Origin of the sequence: Streptomyces violens (assembly GCF_000717745.1) — a bacterium.
Classification (GTDB): Bacteria; Actinomycetota; Actinomycetes; order Streptomycetales; family Streptomycetaceae; genus Streptomyces; species Streptomyces violens.
In genome coordinates this window covers 442750-463940 of sequence record NZ_JOBH01000006.1, presented here as the reverse complement: position 1 = coordinate 463940, position 21191 = coordinate 442750, and the positions used below count along the sequence as shown (strand labels likewise).

The following is a 21191-nucleotide window of genomic DNA, read 5'->3' as shown; positions in this document are numbered from 1 at the left end:
ACGACCACATGCACGTCGCTGGCAGACAGCCGTTCAGCAAGTCGGGCAGCCGCCCGGCTCTGCCGTATACCGCTCTACTGCCCAGGCCCAGCCGACCCTCGCCCATGTGCCGCTCGGGTTACTGCGTTGGGAGCGGCGGGCCTGCACCGTCACTGCGCCGTCGAGCGTGCGCGCGAGGATCAGCCTGTGGCCGTCGGACTCAGGTTCGTATGCGACATCGTCCACGGGCAGTTCATGGACGGAGCGGGTGAGCGCCACGGTCACCGGCAAGTCAAGATCGCTCACGCCCTCCCAACGATCCCGGGCCACCGCGGTAGCGGTATCGGCCAACGGCGCCCACCGGCACGCCACCGGCAGCGACGTGGCCGTACTCAACTCCCGGGCCTCACTGACGCCTCAGTGAGGCCCGGGGTGAGCGCCGCGGTCAGCCGTCCTTGCCCATGACCTTGCGGATGGCGTCCCGGGCCCGGTCCATCACCGCCGCCACGGGGCCCACGGCGAGGTTCTTCGCGGCGGTCTCCGTGCCGGGATGCGGATGGATGGGCGCCGTCGTCTCGGCCGCCTTGACAGCCTTGGCCATCGTGGCCAGCCGGCCGGCGTCGTTCAGCCGCCGCAGCTGGGCGAACTCGTACCGCTCCTCCGCGCGGGCGTGCTCCATCACCGCGATACGCAGCTCCAACAGCCGCGGCATGAAGGCGGAGTCCTCGGGATCCATCCCGTCGAGCTCGCTCAGCGCCTCCTTGGCCGCGTTCTCCTCGGCCAGCCGGTCCGCCACGATGTCCGCACCCCCGTCCACGGTGCGCTTGACATACGGATGGACGACCTCCTCCTCGGCCGTCTCGTGCACGGCGAGCATCCGCACCAGGCGCCGGAAGGCGTCCCGGCGGGTGTCGCCGGAGCTCTGCTCGACCTCGTCGAAGAGGTTGCGGATCTCCCCGTGCTGGCCCATGAGCAGGGCGACCACGTCCTGCTCGGGGGCGGGTGCAGGGGTGGGTGCCGTCGCTGGACTCACCATGTCCTCCAGGGCGTCGATGCGGTCGTCTCAGCTCTTCTCGCGCAGCTCGGGCACGGGGTGGTCGCCCTCGGACTGCATCCGGTACTCGCGGCCGAAGGTCTGGTGGTGCTCCTCCATGACGCGGTCACTGGGCGGTGCCTCGCCGCCGTTCAGCGCTTCCTGCATGGCCTCGAAGCGCTCGTGGGCCTCACGGACGTAGCCGGTGCCCAGCGTGGTGAGGTCCAGCTGCTCGGCGATCAGCTCGCGCAGGTACCCCTTATTGGGCTCGAACGTCAGCACGTTGGGCAGTTCGGGTGCCAGGATCTCGGCGGGGTCCCGGCCGTCGTGACGGCGCATCAGGTCACAGGCGAGGTGGAGGTGTTCCAGCTCCTGGTTCAGGTGCAGCTCCCAGATGGCCTTCACCTTCGGGTCGCTCTCGGTCTCCATGAAGGAGTGGTAGAGGTAGCACTCGTTGTACTCATGGTTGACCAGCTGCTCCCACCACGTCTCGCCCGGGTCCACCAGGGACTCGTAGTGCGTGACGTGCTCCTCCTCGATCAGCCCGATCTCCTGGTACAGCTGCCGGGCGATCGGCTCCATGTAGGTCGGCCCGACATTCATGTAGAAGTTCATCGTCTGCTGCTCGTCCGACATGACCGTCAGCGCGTGCAGCTTCGACAGCGGATCGGTACGGGCCTTGTCGTACGGCTCACGCACGTTGTCCACCGGATGGCGGTGGTGCATGCGGGTCGGGCGGCCCGGCATGACCTCGGTCAGCCCGTCCACGACCGACTCCGCCTTGCGGTGCTCGATCATCTCGTAGAGGTTGGCGTACCGGTACAGGTGGTCGAAGTCCTCCAGGACGCCGAACCCGTACGCCTGCTTGAGATACGCGTCCGGCTCGCTGCGCGCCACCCAGGCGGTCAGGTCCACCGCGACCTGCTCGTACGCGATGGTGGTCTCCAGGACCGACGAGACACCCGGCAGCAGCCAGTTCACCGCCTTCTGCTGCTGCGCCTCGATGTAGCGGGTCCGTGCCAGCTGCCGCTTGACCTCCGGATCCGGACAGTGCCGGGCGAACTGGTGGCTGAAGAGGATCGCCTCGACCTCGATGCCGTTCATCGTGATGATCCGGCACCGGGTGTACGGGTCGCAGTGGTCGGGATCGATCGGCGTCACGTTCAGCTCACGCCAGTTGCGCAGTTGACGGTCCAGCGGGATGCCCCGCTGCTCCAGAGGGCTGAACGCCATGAGGGCCTCCCTGGCGAATGGGTGGGTCCGAGGATGGCCGGAGTACCCGGCCGCGGGACACCGAACCAGTGAACGGGCCGATTCCGCCCGGCGACGCGGCGCACATGGGCCATGCAGGCGCCGTCAGGCCGTACGGAAGCTCTTGGCGGCCTGCTGGACGCGCAGGTCCTCCAGGATCTCGGCCTGGTGGCCGGCGCGTTTCAGGAGGCTGTCGAGCCTGGGCGCGTCCAGACGGTCGTCGGTCTCGGCCAGCTCGCGCAGCGTCCGCCAGCCCGCGGCCTTGCCCTCCACGCCCAGCCTGAGCACCTCCAGTTCCAGCAGCGAGCTGAGCGGTGAGCGGGACAGCAGACGGCGGTTGCTCTTGAGGCGGCCGATCTTCTCGGCGGCCCAGCCCGCGCCGGCCTTGTAGCCCCGGGCCCGGATGCCGAGGTCCTTCATGATGCGCAGCAGGGCCGCCCGATCCGCCATGATGTCGGCCGCCAGCACCTTGAGCGTCTCACCGGCCGCGGCGTCCACGGGACTCCTGACCAGCCGGCGCGCCAGCTCTGTACCGAACGTCGCCCCGGCCAGATGGTCGTTCAGGTACACACCGAGCAGCGCGAGCCGGTCGCCTTCCGGGCCGCGCGGGTCCGTACGGGTCACGATCGCTTCCTCTCCTCCTGTGCCGTCCCGCTCATCGGCCCTGGGCGTTCTCCCGGGCGACCGGTCCCACATCGGGACGGCGGCCGGGCCGCAGCATGGCGTGCCACTGTCCCGGACCGGGCCCGGAGCGGGCGGCCAGGGCATCGGCGACCGCGCCGGTGGCGAAGGCGTAGACCGTCTTGTGCAGCAGGTCCACCGCCAGTTCCGCGCGCGGCCACGTCTGCGGCGGCGCGCCGACCCCGGTCGCGTTCTCCAGGATCTGGTCGTTGGTCAGCCGGACCACCGCGAACTTCGCCGAGGACCACGGGCCGCGCAGCCCGACGTGCGCCATGACCGAGCGGAGGACGCCCAGCAGGACGCCCTGGCCCACGTGCATGACCCAGTTCGCCGGCACCCGGTCCTCCCCGGGCCGGTCGGCCATGCCGGTCAGGCGCGCCAGGGTGCGGGCCGGTACATGCGAGTCCGGCCGCCCGGTCAGGCGCTGCTCCGCCTTCTCGGCCAGCGTCATCACCGCCACTCCGGCGGCACCGGCGATCACGCCTTGGTACAGTGCGCGCTTCATCATGCGGCCACGAGTACCCGTGGGCCCGCGCATATCCCCGGCGCCGGACGTCGGACGCCTCCTTCGGACGACGGCGTCACCGAACGCACGGGTTCCGCTCCGCCCGCCGTCCGCTTCCGAGCTCGATTCCACGATTCCACAGAAGAAACGGCAGCTTCATCGCTGCTCTCACCGATCAGGACTTCCTGGACGCCGCTGAGGCGGGTGTGGTCGTCGTCGGCAGCACCCCGGCGGCGACCAGGCCGTCGACGAACGCCTTCGCCGAGGGAGCCAGTTGCCTGGTCCCGGTGCCGCGTCATGAGCCGCGAGTGCAGCACGTAGAAGACGGCCACACGCGGCAGCAGCGGCAGCCGGCTGGCTCTGGCTACTTAGCCGGACAAGACGATAGGGCGCGAGGCACGAAAATCCCGGCGAACAGAACGGCGGCCGAGATACGCGGCTGCCCGGCGCAGATCGGTGCGAGCCTGCTCGGCGCCGGGCCAACGGGGCCGGTCGCCGCTTCCGGGGAGCGCGATGGTGGCCGTGGCTCGTGCAGAGCGGTATAGGCATGCGCGAGGGCGTAAGAAGGCTCCTCGAAGCGGCCGCTGAGGGCGGGCACCTTCTCGTACTCGGTGGGGACGGGAATCTCGGTGAGCTGGGCGTCGGTGCCGCGGGCGCCGCGCAGGGTGGCGGGTGCCAGCTGCAGGTGCCCGCTGGGTGCGGTGACGACGAGGTCGCCGTCGGTTCCGTTGATCTCCCAGTGGAGGTTCGTGCTGCGTGAGGATCCCCCACGGTAGTGGACGGAGGCGACGGCCCCGCTCTCCAGAACCCCGGTGACCGCGACCTGGTCGGCGGCGGTCATGGCCGCGCTCTCGCCGGTCGCAGGGTTGGCGACGCGGGGGCGGCGGACCGCCGTGGTGGCGGTGGCCTCGGTGAACTCACCCAGCACCATCGACAGTGCGTCGATGGTGTGTCCGAAGAGGATGGTGAGCAGGGTAGCGCCGTTGTCCCGATCGAGCAGGTACTCGTCGCCGGTGGAGAACGTGGCTCCCCAGGCCGCACCCGAGGCGATCATGCTGGTGGACAGCACCTCACCGACGTAGCCCTTGGCGACCAGGTCGTGCAGATACTGCAGGGCGGGGTTGGCACGGGCCTGAAGCCCCACGAAAGCACGAACGCCCGCGCTGGTGGCAAGGCCGGACAGGCGCTCAGCCTCTGCGAGGCCGTTCGCCAATGGCCACTCGCACAGCACGTTCTTGCCCGCGCGCAAGGCCGCCTCGACGAGCTCCCGGTGGTGGGGAACCTTCACCGTCACCACCACCAAGTCGACTTCGTCGCGGTGCACCAGTTCATCGGCGCTGCCGAATGCCAGCGGAACGCCGTACTTTTCTCCGGCGGCCCTGGCGGACTCGGTGCTGCTGGTACTCAGGGCACGAAGTTCGAACCTGTCGTTGAGCGCTTCCAGGGCCGGCACGTGGGCACGCGCCGCCCAACCGCCGCGTGCGCTCAAGCCGATGATGCCCACCCCTACAGGACGCCTCAGCGGATCGGCGGCGGAGGCGGTCGGCGTGGCCGCGACGGGTGACAAGGTTTTGGTTCCTTCTCTCCTTGCCCGGAACGGGCGTATGGCGGTTGCCTATCGGATGTTGGTGGGTGCTCACGCCGCAGCCATCGGCGGGGCGGGGCAGGGCCTGCGGGCAGAGGCAGGGCTGATGGCCTCAGGCCCGTGAGCGGGGCTGCGTCGCCTGGAGGAGCGGCCCTCTTGTCTCTTGTCTGTTGCCGGTGGAGGGCTACCGCTCTTCGAGGACTCCGGGGGTGTCGTGCAGGACGACGCTCTGCTCCAGCGGGACGCGTCCCATGTGGAAGCTGTTCGCCGGTGCGGCCTGGTCGGCTGTGCCGAAGGAGATGCCGAACAGGAGCTTGAGCTCCTGAGGAACACCCAGGAACTCGCGGACGGTGTCGGCGTACATCCCGAGCATGGTCTGCGGAATGCCACCGAGCCCCCGGGCCGTCAGCGAAAGCAGGAAGTTCTGCGCGTACATGCCGATGTCACCGGCCACCCGCACGCCGTCGCCGAACACCGGCATGAAGAGAAAAGCGGCGTGGGGCGCGCCGTGGAATTCCAGGTTCTCGCGAGCCGCCGCCTTCCTCGCTGCCCGGTCCGAGCGGGGTATGCCCAGAGCCTGGTAGTAGGTCGCGGCGTGGTTGTGCGCCCGGTCGAGGTAGGTTCCCTCGCCGAAGTCGGCGTAGTCGAAGGTGAAGTCGTAGGAGAACCGCTCTTCCTCATCGGCCTTGAGCAGTTCCTTGCTCAGGGCGTCGCGCGCCGCGCCGGAGACGACGTGCACCGTCCAGGGCTGGGTGTTGCAGTTCGACGGGGCAGCTTGCGCGTCTTCCAGCACGCCGCGGATGTCCGACGGGGACAGCGGGGTGGGGTGGAACTTCCGGACGGAGTACCGGGAGCGCACGATGTCGGTGATGGGCGAAGCTGTGGCGGGCAAAACGATTCCTTTCACGGGTGGTCCGTTCCGGTGACCACGTTGTGTCTCGAGGGGTTGTTGCAGGGGTTGTTGCAGGGCGCGGCGGCAGTGCCGGGTGCCTCAGCGGTGGAGGGAGCGGTTGAGTTCGACGACTTCCTCCAGCATCGGGGTGGAGGTGAGGGCGGCGAAGCGCTCCATCTGGCGGTCGCGGTTGCGCGGGGCCTCGTCCCGGTCGGCCGCTTCCAGGGCCGGCCCCAGGTCCTCAAGGCCCAGTTCGGTGCAGTAGGCGGGGGTCATCGGCTGCTGGCGCCAGGAGTCGGCCAGCACGCCGGCGTCGAAGGGATCGAAGCCGCTCTCGTCCACCAGGCGCATGGCCACCCGCCGCGCCTCCGCGTTGTCGGCGGCGACCGGGAGCGCGATGCGGCCGGGAGTGCCCGCCGGCACGCCTTTGGTCTGCAGGGTGCCGGCCAGGACGGCGTTCCATGCCTTGACGATGGGCCGTCCCAGCTGCTCGGCCACCCACAGGCTCTCCACCTGCCCCCTGTCCACCGCGTCGATGGGGCCGCTCAGGTGGGGGAAGTAGTTGGAGGTGTCGATGACCACGGTCTCGCCCGGTACGGAGGCGAAGAGTCCCGCCACCGTCGGGATGCGCCCGAAGGGGACGGACAGGATGACCACGTCCTTGCCCTGGACTGCATCGGCTGCCGTCGCCGCGTGCGCCCCGTATTCCAACGCGGCGGCATCGATCGTCTCCGGTCCTCGGGAGTTCGCCACGTGGACGTCGTGGCCGCCCGCGCTGAACGTGCGCGTCAGCGTCTGCCCGATCACCCCCGAACCGATAACAGCAATTCTCATGATTTATCCCTCTCGAAGCCGCGCTGTCCCCGGGAGGAAGACGGCGCGGTGTGCTGGATTACTGTGCGGAGCGGAGTGCTACCGGAACCTTTGACGGCGTCGGTGGCCGGCCGCGAAGGAGGCGGCCGGTGACCTACTCCTCGTCGCTCCGTTCGCGGTATCCGCTTTCGATGAGCGTGCGCAGGCGGCCGAGTGATTCTTCGTCGGTGGCGCCGGTGCCGCTGATCCAGGCGGTGGAAATCGCCGCGAGGAACAGGTCGTAGCCCTTCACCGAAGGACGCGCCTGCCCTGCACATTGCGCGGCGCGCAGGTACTCGTCGGTGGTGGTGATGAGATCATCGCAGGGCAGGGTGAGCGGGTTGTCCGGGTCCTGCGCCCGGGCCGCGGCCATGAGCGGTTCCGGCAGCCCGCTGAAGGCACTGAAGTACTCCTCCATGGCCCGCAGCCACTGCCGCAGCCTCTCGGAGGCGTCATCGAGCTGCGCGATGTCCGCCCGGCGGGCCACCAGCTCCTCCGAGCGCGTCTGCAGCACGGCCGCCAGCAGCGCCTCCCGGGTGGGGAAGTGCCGGTACAACGTGCCGGGCCCCACCCCCGCCTCCTTGGCCACCGCCTCCAGGGAGGCGCCGACACCATCCCGCAGGAAATGACGCTGCGCCGCCGCAAGGAGCGCCGCACGGTTGCGCTGGACATCCGCACGGGGCCTGCGCCCCTGCTGTCCCTTGCCGCTCATACGTCCTCCTGTTTCACGTGATGCCGCGCTTCCCATAAAACGGAGGCTGGCTCCGCACAAGGTCGAGCGTAAAACGGAGGCGGCATCCGGTCAACCCGGCACCGCCGCTCTACTGCCACACGGGCGGCGCGTTTGATCGACGTGAGCCGCGCCGACCCGGCCGAGGCTGTCGATGCCGCCTTGCCGTTTCCCCTCGTTGCGGAACGGGGCGCAGCCGAAGACGCGGGGCGGCCCTTGCGGGGAAGGAAGACCGAAAGTCCAGTGGGGTGCGCGGCTCGGGAGAATCCGGTGGGAGCAGCCGCGGGACGGCTGGTGGCCGGGCTGCATGCGCCCCACGGCTGAGCTTCGGCGCGTCGCTCAAGCGGTCAGCGCATCCCCCTCGCCACCCCGCTGAGCACCGACGCACTCCTCAGCCTCACCACCGACGACACCGGCAGCACCGACGGCACCGACGGCACCGACGGCACCGACGGCGCGTGCCTCCCCGCCTTCGTCTGCCTCACCGGCGCCCTCGCCCACTACCGGCGCACCGTCCGCTGAGAAGAACCTCCGGCAGCGGGTACAGTCCCGGCGAACTGATCAGAGCCGGGGGGGGGCAGCTTGAGCAACTCAATCAGCCAGATCCTGATCGCGGTTCTGGGCATCAGCGGCACACTCGCAGCCGCCGTCATCACACAACGCGGCGCCGACCGCGCCAGAGCCCGCGAGCTGGAACACACCAGGCAACTCCAGCAAGAGGAACGCGAGTACGCCACGCGCCAAGCCCAGCTCGAGGCGCGGCGCACCTGCTACGCCACGCTCAGCGCCGGCACGCGCGACCTGGCCAACGTCATGACGAAAGTTCTCCACGCCCTGGAAAAGGGCGAGATGACCGACGAGCTGCGGTCCGAACTGGATCAGGCGCGTCGGGAGCACCGTCTGCGTCACGCCGAGGCACAGATGGTCCTGCCCGACACTGTCGCGGAGGCGGCCAGCACCGCAAACCGTCACCTCGGCGAACTGTACGGCCTGCTGAAGCAGCTCGACGGAAGCGCTGCGCAGCAAGGAGAGAACCTGAATCTCGAAGTCGCCTGGGACCGCATGGACAAGTTGTGGGAACCCTTGTGGAGAATGCGCCGCATCATGCGTGCCGACCTCGGGATCACTACATCCAACCAGGACCCGTAGAGCAACACACCGCTACCACTGCGCCCAGCAGGACGACGGCCCCTGAGCCCCGCCCCAGGGCCTGTCCGCTCGACTTACACCCGCCGCACGCTCACTCCCGCCGCGGTCAGGGCATCCGTCTCCTCCTCCGGCGCGTCCTCGCCCGTGACCACGACATCCACCGAAGACGCCGGAGCAACCACAGCCAGCGCCGTGCGGGTCAGTTTCGTCGCCTCCGCCACCGCGATGATGCGGCGGGAGGAGGCGATTGCCGCGCGCTTGACCGTCGCATCGTCCAGGTCGTACGCGGTCAGGCCGTGCGCCGCGTTCAGACCGCAGCAGCCGAGTACCGCCGTATCAAAACGCAACGCCGCAACCGACGCCTGCGTCAGGGGGCCGGTCAACGCCAGCTCGCCCGGCCTGGGGCGGCCGCCGGGGACCAGCAGGGTCAGTTGCGGAGCGCCGGTCAGGGCGTTTACCGCGTGCAGGGACAGCGGCATCACCGTCAGTCGGCGGCCCGCCACCGCGCGGGCCACCTCCAGGCAGGTCGTACCGCTGTCCAGGACCACGGACTCCCCGTCCGCGAGCAGACCGGCGACCTCGGCCGCGATGCGCCGCTTGGCGACGATTCCCTCCTGCGCCCGCAGTGTGAACGGCGGTTCCTCGCCGCGCAGCAGGAGACTGCGCGCCCCTCCCCGGTACCGCTCCAGTACCCCCTGGCCGGCCAGTACCTCCAAGTCGCGGCGCACCGTCATCTCCGACGCGCCGGTCAGGGCCGCCAGCTCCGCGACGCCGATGCTCCCCGCCTCGCGTACCGCCTCGGTGATCCGCCTCAGCCGGTCTGTACTCGCTGTTGTTGCCACCTCTCGATAGAACAGTAATCGTGTGCGTAAATCAATCTTACGAACACTGTCACTGTTCGCTATGTTCGTGGGATGGAGAGATCTCTGCGGCACGGCCGCGTGGCCACCTTCGCCTACTTCGCGCTGAACGGCTTCGTCCTGGGCATGTGGGTGGTCCACATCCCCGCCGTCGAACACCGCGCCGGCATCAGCCACGCGGTACTGGGCTGGCTCCTGCTCCTGCTCGGACTCGGGGCCTTCGCCGGCATGCAGATCGCCGGCCCGCTCACCGATCGCATCGGCGCCCGCACGATCGTTCCGCTCAGCGCGGCCCTGTGCAGCGCCGCCGTCGTCCTGCCCGGCCTCGCCGCCAACGTCTGGGCGCTCGGCGCGGCCCTCCTGCTGCTCGGCTTCGGCAACGGCTGCCTGGACGTGAGCATGAACGCCCACGCCGTCCAGGTCGAGCGGGGTTACGGACGCCCCGTCATGTCCGCCTTCCACGCCACCTTTTCCATCGGCGGGGTCCTTGCGGCACTGGTCGGAGCCCGTACGCTGAGTTGGGGTTGGAGCCCGGCGGCGACTCTTGGCGCGGTGGCTCTCCTCGGACTCGCCGTCGCCGCACCGGCCGCAGGTGGACTACTACGGTCCGCGCCTACGGCATCCGATACGGAGGAGACCTCCGAGCCTACGGAAACCTCCACGGGAGCGGCGCCCCGCCGCCGTACCCCCCGGCGCATCTGGCTCCTGGCCGCACTCGCGCTGATGCTCATGCTCTGCGAAGGGGTGGCCAACGACTGGAGTGTGCTGCACCTGCGGGACGTACTGGACGCACCGCCCGCCACCGCCGCGCTCGCCTACGGCGCGTTCTCCACCACCATGACCGTCGGTCGGCTGCTCGCCGACCGCGTGGCCGGCCGGTTCGGCGCGGTGGCCGTCCTGCGTTACGGAGCCGGGCTGGCCGCGCTCGGCATGACGGTCGCGGCGCTCTCCCCCTGGATCCCGATCGCCCTGGCGGGCTGGGCCGTCTTCGGAGCCGGCCTCTCCGGCTGTATCCCCCAGCTCTTCAGCGCCGCCGGCCACGCCGACCAGGACGCAGCCGGCGTCAACGTCTCCCGCGTCGCCGGCCTCGGCTACCTCGGCATGCTCGCCGGCCCCGCGGTCATCGGACCGCTGACCCACCTCGCGCCGCTCAACCTCACGTTCTTCCTGCCCGTGGCCCTGTGCGCCATCGCCGCCTGCACGGCATCCGTACTCCGCACTTCTCAGCCGGTCACACTGCGAGCGGAGGCCAAAACCGAAACCGTATGACCGAGAGAGCGTGTAAAACCGAAGGCCCCGCGCGGCCGTGAACCGTCCCGCCGGTCACCGGCCGGCGGGACCTCCTGGCAGGCCCACACCCCCGCTCAGCGGGCTACGGCTTCGACTCAGCCGCCCGCTCCGCGTTCTTCTCCTTGATCCGGGCCGCTTCCTTCCGCACCTCCGCCTGCGTGGCGCGCTCCTTCTGCAGCCACTCCGGAAGCTCCTGCTTCAGTGCGTCGATCTGCTCCGTGGTGAGCGCCTCGGTGATCCCGCCTCGCGCGAGACCCGAGATGGAGATGCCCAGCTTCGCCGCGACCACGGGCCGGGGGTGCGGGCCGTTGCGCCGCAGGTCCTGCAGCCACGCGGGCGGATCGGCCTGCAGCGCGTTCAGCTCGGCGCGCGAAACAACACCCTCCTGGAATTCGGCGGGGGTGGCGGGGAGGTACACACCCAGCTTCTTTGCCGCGGTGGCAGGCTTCATCGTCTGGGTGGTCTGGTGCGACGTCATGTGTCAAGGGTATCGATCGTGTGCACTGCCTTTGACCACGCCCGGTAACCTGGCCAGGTGACAGGCTCGGATGCATCCCCTTCGTTCCGCCTCGCTTACGTACCAGGAGTGACACCCGCCAAATGGGTGCGGATCTGGAACGAGCGGCTGCCGGACACCCCGCTGACCCTGCTCCAGGTGCCCGCCGCCGAGGCGTGCGACCTCCTGCGGAGCGGCGACGCGGACGCGGGTTTCGTACGGCTGCCGGTCGACCGTACGTACTTCAGCGCGATCCCGCTCTACACCGAGACCACGGTGGTCGTGATCCCGAAGGATCACCTCGTGGCGGCGGCGGACGAGGTTTCCGTCGAGGAGCTCGCCGACGAGGTCGTACTGCATCCCCTCGACGACACCCTCGACTGGGAGAGCCTGCCGGGGCAGCCCGCGTTCGAGCGCCCCGCCACGACGGCGGACGCCATTGAGCTGGTGGCGGCGGGCATCGGTGTCCTCGTCGTCCCGCAGTCGCTCGCCCGCCTGCACCACCGCCGGGACCTCACGTATCGGCCGGTCACGGACGCCCCCGTGTCGGCCGTGGCGCTGTCGTGGCCGGAGGAGCGGACCACCGACCAGGTGGAGGACTTCATCGGGATCGTCCGCGGGCGGACGGTCAACAGCACCCGCGGGCGTTCCTCCGCCTCGGCCGCGGCTCCCGCCGATGCGCGGCGGAAGCCGGCGGCCGGTAAGGCGACCGGTAAAGCGGCCGGTAAGCCGACCGGCAAGAGCCCTCGAAGTGGTTCCGGCCGCCCCCAGGGCGCCAGCGGCACGAAGCGGGCCGGTGGCGCCAAGGGTGGCAGTGGCACCAAGGGGGCCAAGCGCGGTAAGCCTCGCCGTCGGTCGTGACGCCGGTCATGACCTCGGGCGCCCTCGTGGCGCAGGTACCGCTCAGCGCGTGACCGTATGCCGCTCATCAGGGACGCAGTGCGTCATGGTGAGACCGGCGACGTCCCGCGGCGGATTGTTGCCGAGGTTCGACAGCCGCTTGCGGTCCTCGTCCGACAGGTCCTGGCCGGCCAGTGGCTGCAGGCCGGCCACGTCCTGGGGGCTGATGCCGAGGCCCTTGCCCACCCGAAGGCCGAGATCGTTCTCGACCAGGAGGAAGTGCCAGACCATCCGCTCCTGCACCGCGCGGTCGCACTGGGAGATCAGGTCGACGAAGTTCTTCACGAGGTCGTCGCGCTCCCAGTCCTCCATCAGGAGATACCGCTGGCCCGCCTGCATGTAGTCGTTGGTCCGCGGGATGCGCTTGCGGGTCAGCCGGCCGCGGATCTCGGGCCCCTGCTCGTCGTGGGTCGGGTACTGGGCCTCGTGCAGTCCGCCGGTGATCGACGGCTCGTAGTTGACCTCCGGGTTCGCCGCGTGCGGGTCCTGCTCGTACGTCATCAGGCCGTCGCGCTGGTTGGTGTGCACGGTGGCGTTCTTGGCGCGGTTGACCGGGAGCTGGAGGTAGTTCGGGCCGACGCGGTAGCGCTGGGTGTCGCTGTACGAGAACGTCCGCCCGACGAGCATCTTGTCGTCGGAGAAGTCCAGGCCGTCGACGAGGACGCCGGTGCCGAAGGAGATCTGCTCGTTCTCGGCGAAATAATTGTCCGGCATTCGGTTGAGGACCATTCGACCGACCGGCTTGGGCGGGAATTCCTGCTCCGGCCAGGTCTTGGTGTCGTCCAGCGGGTCGAAATCGAGCTCGGGGTGCTCGTGGTCGTCCATCATCTGTACGAGCAGTTCCCATTCGGGGTACTCGCCCCGCCGGACCGCTTCGTACAGGTCCTTCGTCGCGTGGCCCAGCTCCCCGGCCTGCACATTGGCCGCGTCTTCCTCGGTCATGCTGCGGACACCCTGCTTGGGCATCCAGTGGTATTTCACGAGGACGGTCTTTCCCTCCTCGTTCACCCACTTGTACGTGTTCACGCCGAAGCCCTGCATGTGGCGATAGTCGGCGGGAATTCCACGCGGGCTGAACAGATTCACCAGCATGTGCATCGACTCCGGCGTCTGCGACATGAAGTCGAAGATCCGGGCCGGCTTCTGTTCGTGCGATACGGGATCGGGCTTGAGGGCGTGGATGACATCCGGGAACTTGATGGCGTCCCGGATGAAGAACACACCGAGATTGTTGCCGACGAGATCCCAGTTGCCGGCCTCGGTGTAGAACTTCACCGCGAAACCACGCGGGTCACGGGCCGCCTCGGACGAGTCCCGGCCACCGATCACCGTCGAGAAACGTACGGCCACATCGGTGCGCTTCCCGCGCTCCTGGAACAGCTTTGCCCTGGTGTACCGGCTGATCGGCTCGTCGCCCCAGCCGCCGTAGCTCTCGAAGTAGCCGTACGCGGTCACGCCCCGCGCGTGGACCACTCGCTCGGGAATGCGCTCCCGGTCGAAGTGGCTGATCTTCTCGAGGAACTGGTAGTTCTCCAGCGTGGCCGGCCCGCGCGCGCCGACCGTCCGCTGATTCTGATTGTCGTAGACCGGATGACCCTGCCGGTTGGTGAGCACCGGACGGTCGTCGTCAGCTGCGGGTCCCTGGCTTGCCACATCTGTCATCGCTGTGATTTTCCTTCGGCACTCGTAGGCACGTGGTCCACGCCGCGGTTGATGACTTGACTGACTTGCACTTGCTCGTGTCCTGTCCGCGGTCCGGGCACGGCCTTTCCACGAACTGTTCCTGCACTTTCGCCGGCTTGCCTATGGCCCGTTCCGGGCCTCCTCCGGCCTCGGTTGCGTTTCGCCGCAGGTCGGCATTTCCATTGATACCCGAGCGTCGAACGGTACCGAGTACCTCTGCAAATCCGGCGACGCCATCCTGCCAGCACCTGCGGCCCTACGGGTCGGTACACAGCCATGTCGCCGTGTTTCCCGGAGGGAAAATCATCCGGATGAAGCGGGGATCGTCATCAGCTGAGGGGATGATCGGCCGGGCAGCAGCTCTGTCCTTATGCCGGGCGGGGGCCCGCCGGGCGGAAGACGCAGATTTGGGTGCCGGTCGCAGCGGTGGTGGACGAGATCAGTTCCAGCGGGCGGGCCTGTCCGTCTTCCGGGAAGAGGCGCTTGCCGCCGCCGAGGAGTACCGGCTCGATCATCAGCCGGTACTCGTCGACCAGGTCGTTCTCGATCAGGGTGCGAGCGAGGCTCGGGCTGCCCATGACCTGTACGGCGCCGCCCTGCTTGGCGCGCAGTCCGGCGACGGTGTCGAGGAGGTCACCGGGCCGCACCAGATTCGAGTTGTGCCACGACAGGTCCGACGGCGACAGGGTCTCCGAGACGACGTACTTGGTGATCTCGTTCATGCGGTCGGCGAAGGGGTCCCCGGCCCGTTCGGGCCAGGCGGCGGCCATGCCCTGCCACGTGCGCCGCCCGAACAGGAGCGCCTCCGTGGCCGACATGGTTTCGTCGATCGCGGCGCCCATGCTCTCCGGGTCGAAGTACTGCATGGACCACCCACCGTGGGCGAAACCGCCGTCGGTGTCCTCCTTCTCCCCGCCGGGGGCCTGGACGACGCCGTCGAGGCTCATGAAGTCACTCAGTACGATTCGCATTTCCCTGGCTCCTCGCAACTCCGCGGTGGATGGCGGGTGTCCGGTCGGCAGACCACCGGTGCGCCCGCCGCCGGCCGTCCGGGCCGGCGCCGAAACGACGGAACATCCGCCGGTTCGGTGCGCATGGGAAACACGCTAGCGGCGACCACTGACAACGGCCGGACGGCCGGGCCGGGCCCCTGCCTCACTGAGGGGCGGGGGCGCCGACTCGTGTGGCGAGGCGGCGGCAGGCGCGGGAGATGAGGCGGGAGACATGCATCTGCGACATCCCGAAGTGTTCGGCTATGCGGCTCTGGGTCATGTCGCGGAAGAACCGCATGTAGAGGATCTCCCGGTCGCGCTCCGGAAGGGCCTCCAGCTCGGGCTTGACCGTCTGGCGGTCGATGACCAGATCGAACCCGGGCTCGGTCTCCCCGAGCGTGTCCTGGAGCGAGTAACCGTCCTCGGCGCCGGTCAGTTCGGCGTCCAGGGACAGCGTGGTGAAGCTCTCCAGGGCCTGGCTGCCGAGCCGGACCTCTTCCTCGGTCATCCCGGTGTGCTCGGCGATCTCCTGGTGGGAGGGGCCGTGGTCGTCCACGCTGCGGGTGAGTTCCTGCCGGGCGGTGCGTACCCGATTACGCAGCTCCTGTACGCGGCGCGGTACGTGCACTCCCCACAGGTTGTCGCGGAAGTGCCGCTTGATCTCGCCGGTGACGGTGGGAATGGCGTAGCTCTCGAAGGCGGTGCCGTGTTCCGGATCGTAACCGTTAACGGCCTTCACCAGGCCAAGGGCCGCGATCTGCTGCAGGTCCTCGACCGTCTCGCCGCGGTTGCGGAAGCGCAGCGCGAGGCGCTCGGCCATCGGCATCCACGCGCAGACCAGCCGCTGGGCGAGGTCCTCGCGCTCGGGGCCGTCGGGCAGGGCGGCCAGGCGGCGGAAGTCGGCTTCCGTGTCCGGGGCGTCGTGGTGCGGGTGCCGGCCACGGCGGCGAGGGGTGGGGGTGGTCTCGCGCTGCCGGCGAGTCCGGCGGGCGGGCTTGCCCGGCGGGCGAGTACGGGACGTCTCCCCGTGGCGACGGGCGGTGGAGCGCCGCGCCACGGTGGTCTCGGCCGCCGCCGGTTCCTGCGCGGGGCGCGTGTCCTCGTTCTGAAACTCGGCCTGGACCTCGGCCTGAATCTCGGCCGGAATCTCGGTCCGGTTCGTGCTCTGGGGCTCGTCGGTGGCCGTAGACGTGTTCGTGATTGTGGGGGACGTGCTGAGCATGGTCCTGGCTCTCCCTGGTCCTCGACACTCTTCTTGCCGGGTCCGTGGGCGGAGCAGCGACCAGCCAGACGCGCCCGACAGGAAGCCACTTCTCCCACGGGGCGTGCCTACAAGTCCGAAGCACGTGATTTTCTGCCTGCCCGACAGTGCGGGCGGTAAACACATCCTCTTGGACGCGGTCAGGCACTTACGGTTGCTGCCGCGATGTCCGGGGTGTCCACGGTGTCCGGGGTGTCCGGGGTGTGGACGACCACTCGTAGGCGTACCAGCGCGACACCCAGTACGAACAGGAAAAGGACCAGCAGGCAGACGGGACGGAAGGCGACCGTCTGGAAGTTCAGGGCCGCGGCCAGGGCCGGGTAGATCGAGCCGCTGGCGGCCTCCAGGCCCTGTTCGGCAAGACGCGCCGTCACCTCGTAGTGGTAGACGCCCCGTAGCCGTGGTCACCGAGGTGCCGCACCACCGATCATGGCCACCACCGGGGCCTGTTGTTCGGTAATCGCCGGTTTTGGTGGCTGATTGGCGTCTAATCTGAGGAAGTGCGGGACTCATGAGGTGTTCGTGGCCTCATGCGGCGCAATCACCCATTGGCGGACGCCCTGGACGGCGTCGAGACGGAAGCGGTGGTCCATGACGAGTAGTCGAATATCTCGCGGAAGACGCGGGGCTGTTTACGCGGCGGCGGCCGGGTTGCTGTCGCCGCTCTTAGTGGTCGGGCTGCAGTCGGCGCCCGCACACGCCGCCTCCGGTTCCTGGTGCGGTGGCCTGCAGGGGCCGTACCAGAAAGCGGCCGAGAGGTTTCTCGGGCGGAAGGCCGACGGCAGACAGTCGGTCGGCGACTGCCGCGCGATCCGGGATTTCCAGCGTGCGCACGGCATTTACCCGCAGTACGGATACGCGGGGCCGGTCACCTGGAACGTGATGAAGGTCGTGAAGCAGCAGCGGGCCGCAGGGAAGAACCCCAATCGGGCGGGCAACTGCCCCGTGAACAAAGGCCGCATCGCGTGCGTGGACCTGACCCGGCAGATCAGCTGGATCCAGGACGGCCGCAAGCTCGTCAAGGGCCCCGTGCCGGTACGCACAGGGCGGAACAAGCACGAGACGCGCACCGGACTGCACCAGGTCTACTGGCGTCACAAGGACCACGTCTCCTCGCTGTACGACGTGCCGATGCCGTACAGCCAGTTCTTCGACGGCGGCGAGGCGTTCCATGCCATCGACGGCAGCGTGTGGTCGGCACCCGGCTCGCACGGCTGCGTCAACATGCGGCCCGCTGACGCGAAGAGCTACTGGAAGCTGCTGAAGACGGGCGACGAGGTGTACGTCTACGGGCGCAAGGCCGGCACCTGACGTTGTCCATCGCCGTCCCCGTCCTGGCATTGCCGGACGGGGACGGCGCACCCCGGAAGTGCGTCGACACGACCGGTCGGCCGGCGTGACTAGTTGGTCGGCGCGGGGCTGTTGGCCTCGTGGAGTTGCGTCAGGGCCGTGAGGGCGTCGTGCAGGGTGAGGGGGTGCCGCATTCCTGCCGGCGGGGGACCTGCTGTCCAGCCGGGGCCGCAGAGGAGTACGGCGGGCTGGCGGCGGGCGCCCCTCATGCCCCACCGTGTGGCGGCCACCTGCCTGGCGAGGGGCTGGCCGGCGGTGCCGCGTACCTGGGACCAGAGGACGATTGCCGGGGGCCCGGTGCGCCGTACGGCCGCAGCGAGCGCATCTATAGGCACTGCCGCGCCGAACATACGGGTGGGCAGGCCGCGTTCGGAGAGCGCGGCGTTGAGCGCTTCGAGAGGCAGCGTGTGCTGCTCCTCCGGTACGCAGGCCAGGAGCAGCGGCGTGGCGCCCGGCGTCGGGGGTGCGGTAACACGGCGGAGCGCTGTGGAGACGTGCCAGGACAGCAGGTGTTCGGCCTCCACGTAGCGGTCGCTGGACGTGGTTTCCCATTTGCGGCCGACGGCGTGCAGGGTCGGCACCATCACCTGTTCCCAGGCCGTGACCAACCCGTGCGCGTCGATGAGGGACGTCAACCGGTGGGACACCGCCGGGGCGTCGAGTCGGGTGGCGGCGCGGATGAGGCCCCGGCACTCCAGGCGCGCGTCACCGGGGCGCAGAGCGCTGCGTAAGGAGGCAGCCGGGAGCGCGGGCTGTCCCTCGTCGTGCTCAGCTCGTCGACTCGCTGACGTGGCCCATTGCTTGGCGATACGGGCGGCCTCGGCCGGGGGCACGCCGGCGGACGTGAGGCGGCACATCTCCTCCAGTACGGCGACGTCCTGCGGGGTCCAGCGCCGGTGCTGTCCCTCGGGGCGCACGGCGGGGCCGAGACCGTAACGCCGTTCCCAGGAGCGCAGGGTGGTGGGCGCGACGCCGAGGCGCCTGGCGAGGTCGCCCGTCGTCATCGCAGTACCGGAACCAGAACCCGTGTGTCCGCGCTCCACGGGCCGAGCATACGACGCACAAACGACGCGAGTTGCCGGGACGGAGGAAGCGTTTTCAGGATGGTGCCGCCGTTCCGCCAGGCCTTGCCAGGAGGCGCAGCCGTCATGTCCGCAGACCGTACCGCCGCGCCCCGACCGGCACCGCAGCCCTCACCCGATCCGCAGCCCACAGACGCCCCGACGCCGGACCCGCTCACGGACGAGGAACTCGTGCGCCGGCTCGCCGCGGGCAGCGAGGCGTGCCTGGCCATCGCGTACCACCGCTGGCAGCCGCTGGTCCTCGCCCTGGCCCGGAGGGCGCTGGGCGACTCGCAGGAGGCCGAAGACGTCACCCAGCAGGTCTTCCTCGCCGTGTGGCGGCACCGGCACCGGTACCGGGCGGGCCGCGGACCGGTCACCGGGTGGCTGATCGGGATCGCCCGGCACAAGATCGCGGATACGTTGGCGGCACGCACGCGCCGGGCGCGGCTGATCGTTGCGGCGGGTTCGGCCCTGTCGCCCGCCGACGAGGCGATCGGCCGACCGGACGAGGCACTCGACCGCGTACTGGTGAGCCGGGAGCTGGCCCGGCTGCCGGAGCCGCAACAACAGGTGCTGCGCATGGCCTTCTACGACGACCTCACCCAGGCGCAGATCGCGGAACGCACTGGCTGGCCCCTCGGCACGGTCAAGAGCCACGTCCGTCGTGGCCTGCACCAGCTCCGCCGCGGCCTGGAGCCGGGCCGGAGCGGCGCTGTCGAGCCGAAGAACTGACCCAGCGGGCGGCAACGGGCGGGACGCCGGCCCTTCTCAGGCGGGTCGGTCTGTGGTGTCGGCGTGCCGCCGTGCAGTCACGCAGATTTCACCTCCGGCGTCTACCCGCATAGACGGAAGCGGAGCACTATGAACCCGCCACTCCCCCGCAGTTGTTGTGCTCGGAACACCGTCGTCCGTCTCGGAACGTGGAGCGTGTCATGCACATATCCGTTCGTCGTCGTGGTGCCGTCGCCACGAGTGTGGTGGCCGCTGCCACCGCCGCCTTGACTCTCTTCAGCACCGTCCCCGCGCAGGCCGCGTTGCCCACTCCGGTGAGCGCCGCTACCGCCCGTTCGTATCTGGCATCGCTCAGCGTCGGTGCTGAGCATTCGCGGGACGGGTACAGCCGCGACCTGTTCCCGCACTGGATCACCATCAGCGGGGCGTGCAACACCCGCGAGACGGTGCTCAAGCGCGATGGCACGAACGTCGTCACGGACTCCTCCTGTGCCGCGACCAGCGGTAGCTGGTACTCGCCCTACGACGGCGCCACGTGGTCGGCCGCCTCCGATGTCGACATCGACCACCTCGTGCCGCTCGCCGAGGCGTGGGACTCCGGCGCGTACGCCTGGACCACCGCCAAGCGGCAGAACTTCGCGAACGACCTCACGCGGCCGCAGCTGCTCGCCGTCACCGACAACGTCAACCAGTCCAAGGGCGACCAGGACCCGGCCACCTGGTGGCCCTCCCGCACCACCTACAAGTGCACCTACGCGCGGGCCTGGGTCCAGGTGAAGTACTCCTACGGGATGAGCGTCGACTCCGCCGAGAAGAGTGCGCTGTCGTCGGTGCTCAACGGATGCTGATCACCGCTTGAGCAGGGGCTGTTCCGGCCGGCCGGGTCGGCCGGGCGGGCGTTCCGGCGGGCCGATGTCAGTGGTGCGGTTTACGGTGATCCCATGCCCGACTCCGATGACGTACGCCGGATCGCCCTCTCCCTGCCGGAGACGGTGGAGAAGGAAGCCTGGAGCATGCCCACCTTCCGGGTCGCCGGGAAGATGTACCTCACGCTCCCCGACGACGAGACCTCGTTCGCCGTGCGATGTCCCGTCCTGGAGCGCGGAGAGCTGATAGCGGCGGAGCCGGAGAAGTTCTGGGTGCCGCCGCACGAGGCGAGTTCCGCCTGGGTGCGGGTGCGGCCGGCCGCGCTGGAGGACCTGGACGAGCTGCGGGACATCGTCGTGGACTCCTGGCGGCAGGCCGCGCCGAGCCGTCTTCTGGACACTGTCTCGGGGGCGGGCTGACCGGACACCGTTTCCGGGGCGGGTTGAGCGCGCCCCGGACGCGGGTGTCTCCTCGGTTCGCTCAGGACGGGGAGGCGTGCTGGAGCACCTCGGCGAGGCGGGCCAGGGCGTCCAGTACGCGTTCGCGGTCCTCGCCCAGGCCCTCCAGCAGCTCGGCTTCGATGGCGAGCTGGCGGGGGAAGAGCGCGTCGACGGCGTCCTTGCCGGCCTGGGTGACGGTGACGAGGGCGGCGCGGCGGTCCGCCGGGTTCGGCGTGCGGGCGATGAAGCCGCGCTTCTCCAGCTTGGCCAGCGCCTTGCTGGCGCCGGCCCGGGAGATGCTCATGTGCTCGGCGAGGCGGCGGGCGATCACCGGCTCGTCCGCGTGCCGGAGCGGGATGAGCAGGTCCACCTCGGGTGCGGTGAGCGGCGCCCCCTCGTAGAGCGGTTCGACCGCGCGGTCGACCAGGGCCGTGATCTGCTTGAGCAGTGCCACCACCTCCATCGGCGAGGTGTCCAGCCCGGGATGGTGCGCGGCCCACTGCTCGCGGACGCGGGAGGGGGGAGGCAGCATGTCGGCGATCAGCGCCTTTCGGATCTCGGCGAGTGCGGCTTGTTTCGTTAACTGGTGAACCATCGGT

At 69.6% G+C, this 21191-nt stretch carries 23 protein-coding genes and 2 pseudogenes; 7 read left to right on the top strand and 18 right to left on the bottom strand.

Going from position 1 to position 21191, the window contains the following annotated elements; translation table 11 throughout:
- Positions 1–33: 33 nt before the first annotated feature.
- The 10 genes and pseudogenes from IF04_RS39070 to IF04_RS0114580 form a co-directional block, all read right to left on the bottom strand.
- Positions 34–285, bottom strand: coding sequence for a DNA ligase-like domain-containing protein (locus IF04_RS39070; RefSeq protein WP_169746132.1), 252 nt, complete (start codon positions 283–285; stop codon positions 34–36).
- Positions 286–424: 139 nt separating this feature from the next.
- Positions 425–1015: a hemerythrin domain-containing protein gene (locus tag IF04_RS0114615; protein ID WP_030256134.1), complete on the bottom strand. Its 591-nt coding sequence runs from the start codon at positions 1013–1015 to the stop codon at positions 425–427.
- A gap of 27 nt (positions 1016–1042) precedes the next feature.
- Complete coding sequence (locus tag IF04_RS0114610) at positions 1043–2245, bottom strand: hypothetical protein (RefSeq protein WP_030256130.1); 1203 nt, start codon at positions 2243–2245, stop codon at positions 1043–1045.
- 123 nt (positions 2246–2368) lie between these two features.
- The gene (locus tag IF04_RS0114605; RefSeq protein WP_030256127.1) at positions 2369–2887 is read right to left on the bottom strand and encodes a hypothetical protein; all 519 of its coding nucleotides are present in this window, start codon (positions 2885–2887) and stop codon (positions 2369–2371) included.
- 31 nt (positions 2888–2918) lie between these two features.
- Complete coding sequence (locus IF04_RS0114600; protein WP_030256125.1) at positions 2919–3452, bottom strand: hypothetical protein; 534 nt, start codon at positions 3450–3452, stop codon at positions 2919–2921.
- Positions 3453–3889: 437 nt separating this feature from the next.
- Positions 3890–3976: pseudogene (locus tag IF04_RS39740) on the bottom strand (alpha/beta hydrolase); the annotation flags it as partial.
- A 143-nt stretch (positions 3977–4119) separates the two neighbouring features.
- Positions 4120–4953: pseudogene (locus IF04_RS39735) on the bottom strand (Gfo/Idh/MocA family protein); the annotation flags it as partial.
- 265 nt (positions 4954–5218) lie between these two features.
- Positions 5219–5926 (bottom strand): nitroreductase, encoded by a 708-nt coding sequence (locus IF04_RS0114590; protein ID WP_030256118.1) that lies wholly within the window; start codon positions 5924–5926, stop codon positions 5219–5221.
- 99 nt (positions 5927–6025) lie between these two features.
- The gene (locus IF04_RS0114585) at positions 6026–6760 is read right to left on the bottom strand and encodes an NADPH-dependent F420 reductase (protein ID WP_030256114.1); all 735 of its coding nucleotides are present in this window, start codon (positions 6758–6760) and stop codon (positions 6026–6028) included.
- Between the two features lie 133 nt (positions 6761–6893).
- Complete coding sequence (locus IF04_RS0114580) at positions 6894–7490, bottom strand: TetR/AcrR family transcriptional regulator (RefSeq protein ID WP_030256111.1); 597 nt, start codon at positions 7488–7490, stop codon at positions 6894–6896.
- Positions 7491–8090: 600 nt separating this feature from the next.
- Here IF04_RS0114580 and IF04_RS0114570 point away from each other — a divergent pair.
- On the top strand, positions 8091–8657 hold the full coding sequence (locus IF04_RS0114570) for a hypothetical protein (protein ID WP_030256108.1): 567 nt from the start codon (positions 8091–8093) through the stop codon (positions 8655–8657).
- 74 nt (positions 8658–8731) lie between these two features.
- Here the strand turns inward: IF04_RS0114570 and IF04_RS0114565 are convergent, their stop codons facing one another.
- Positions 8732–9499, bottom strand: a complete 768-nt coding sequence (locus IF04_RS0114565) for a DeoR/GlpR family DNA-binding transcription regulator (protein WP_030256104.1) — start codon at positions 9497–9499, stop codon at positions 8732–8734.
- A 72-nt stretch (positions 9500–9571) separates the two neighbouring features.
- Here IF04_RS0114565 and IF04_RS0114560 point away from each other — a divergent pair, with 72 nt between their 5' ends.
- Positions 9572–10786: an MFS transporter gene (locus tag IF04_RS0114560; RefSeq protein ID WP_030256101.1), complete on the top strand. Its 1215-nt coding sequence runs from the start codon at positions 9572–9574 to the stop codon at positions 10784–10786.
- A 103-nt stretch (positions 10787–10889) separates the two neighbouring features.
- Here the strand turns inward: IF04_RS0114560 and IF04_RS0114555 are convergent, their stop codons facing one another.
- Positions 10890–11285: a DUF5997 family protein gene (locus IF04_RS0114555; RefSeq protein ID WP_030256097.1), complete on the bottom strand. Its 396-nt coding sequence runs from the start codon at positions 11283–11285 to the stop codon at positions 10890–10892.
- 57 nt (positions 11286–11342) lie between these two features.
- On the opposite strand from IF04_RS0114555, the gene IF04_RS0114550 reads away from it, so the two are divergent.
- On the top strand, positions 11343–12164 hold the full coding sequence (locus tag IF04_RS0114550) for a LysR family transcriptional regulator substrate-binding protein (RefSeq protein WP_078600293.1): 822 nt from the start codon (positions 11343–11345) through the stop codon (positions 12162–12164).
- A 42-nt stretch (positions 12165–12206) separates the two neighbouring features.
- On the opposite strand, the gene IF04_RS0114545 is transcribed toward IF04_RS0114550, so the two are convergent.
- The 4 genes from IF04_RS0114545 to IF04_RS0114530 form a co-directional block, all read right to left on the bottom strand.
- Positions 12207–13865, bottom strand: coding sequence for a catalase (locus IF04_RS0114545; protein ID WP_030256090.1), 1659 nt, complete (start codon positions 13863–13865; stop codon positions 12207–12209).
- A 389-nt stretch (positions 13866–14254) separates the two neighbouring features.
- The gene (locus IF04_RS0114540) at positions 14255–14857 is read right to left on the bottom strand and encodes a dihydrofolate reductase family protein (RefSeq protein WP_030256087.1); all 603 of its coding nucleotides are present in this window, start codon (positions 14855–14857) and stop codon (positions 14255–14257) included.
- Between the two features lie 184 nt (positions 14858–15041).
- Positions 15042–15935, bottom strand: coding sequence for a SigB/SigF/SigG family RNA polymerase sigma factor (locus IF04_RS0114535; protein WP_425428417.1), 894 nt, complete (start codon positions 15933–15935; stop codon positions 15042–15044).
- Between the two features lie 344 nt (positions 15936–16279).
- Positions 16280–16513 carry a hypothetical protein gene (locus tag IF04_RS0114530; RefSeq protein WP_030256082.1) on the bottom strand — a complete coding sequence of 78 codons (234 nt, stop codon included), beginning with the start codon at positions 16511–16513 and terminating at the stop codon, positions 16280–16282.
- A 217-nt stretch (positions 16514–16730) separates the two neighbouring features.
- On the opposite strand from IF04_RS0114530, the gene IF04_RS0114525 reads away from it, so the two are divergent.
- Positions 16731–17450, top strand: coding sequence for a L,D-transpeptidase family protein (locus IF04_RS0114525; protein ID WP_030256079.1), 720 nt, complete (start codon positions 16731–16733; stop codon positions 17448–17450).
- An 89-nt stretch (positions 17451–17539) separates the two neighbouring features.
- On the opposite strand, the gene IF04_RS0114520 is transcribed toward IF04_RS0114525, so the two are convergent.
- Positions 17540–18493, bottom strand: coding sequence for a MerR family transcriptional regulator (locus IF04_RS0114520; RefSeq protein ID WP_030256076.1), 954 nt, complete (start codon positions 18491–18493; stop codon positions 17540–17542).
- A gap of 144 nt (positions 18494–18637) precedes the next feature.
- On the opposite strand from IF04_RS0114520, the gene IF04_RS0114515 reads away from it, so the two are divergent.
- From IF04_RS0114515 to IF04_RS0114505, 3 genes are all read left to right on the top strand, one after another.
- Positions 18638–19285, top strand: a complete 648-nt coding sequence (locus IF04_RS0114515; RefSeq protein WP_051831238.1) for an RNA polymerase sigma factor — start codon at positions 18638–18640, stop codon at positions 19283–19285.
- A gap of 200 nt (positions 19286–19485) precedes the next feature.
- Entirely contained in the window at positions 19486–20133 is a 648-nt protein-coding gene (locus IF04_RS0114510; RefSeq protein WP_030256071.1) for an HNH endonuclease family protein, read from the top strand.
- A 93-nt stretch (positions 20134–20226) separates the two neighbouring features.
- On the top strand, positions 20227–20571 hold the full coding sequence (locus IF04_RS0114505) for an MmcQ/YjbR family DNA-binding protein (protein ID WP_030256067.1): 345 nt from the start codon (positions 20227–20229) through the stop codon (positions 20569–20571).
- 61 nt (positions 20572–20632) lie between these two features.
- Here the strand turns inward: IF04_RS0114505 and IF04_RS0114500 are convergent, their stop codons facing one another.
- Positions 20633–21187, bottom strand: coding sequence for a MarR family winged helix-turn-helix transcriptional regulator (locus IF04_RS0114500; RefSeq protein WP_245654401.1), 555 nt, complete (start codon positions 21185–21187; stop codon positions 20633–20635).
- Between the last annotated feature and the right edge of the window lie 4 nt (positions 21188–21191).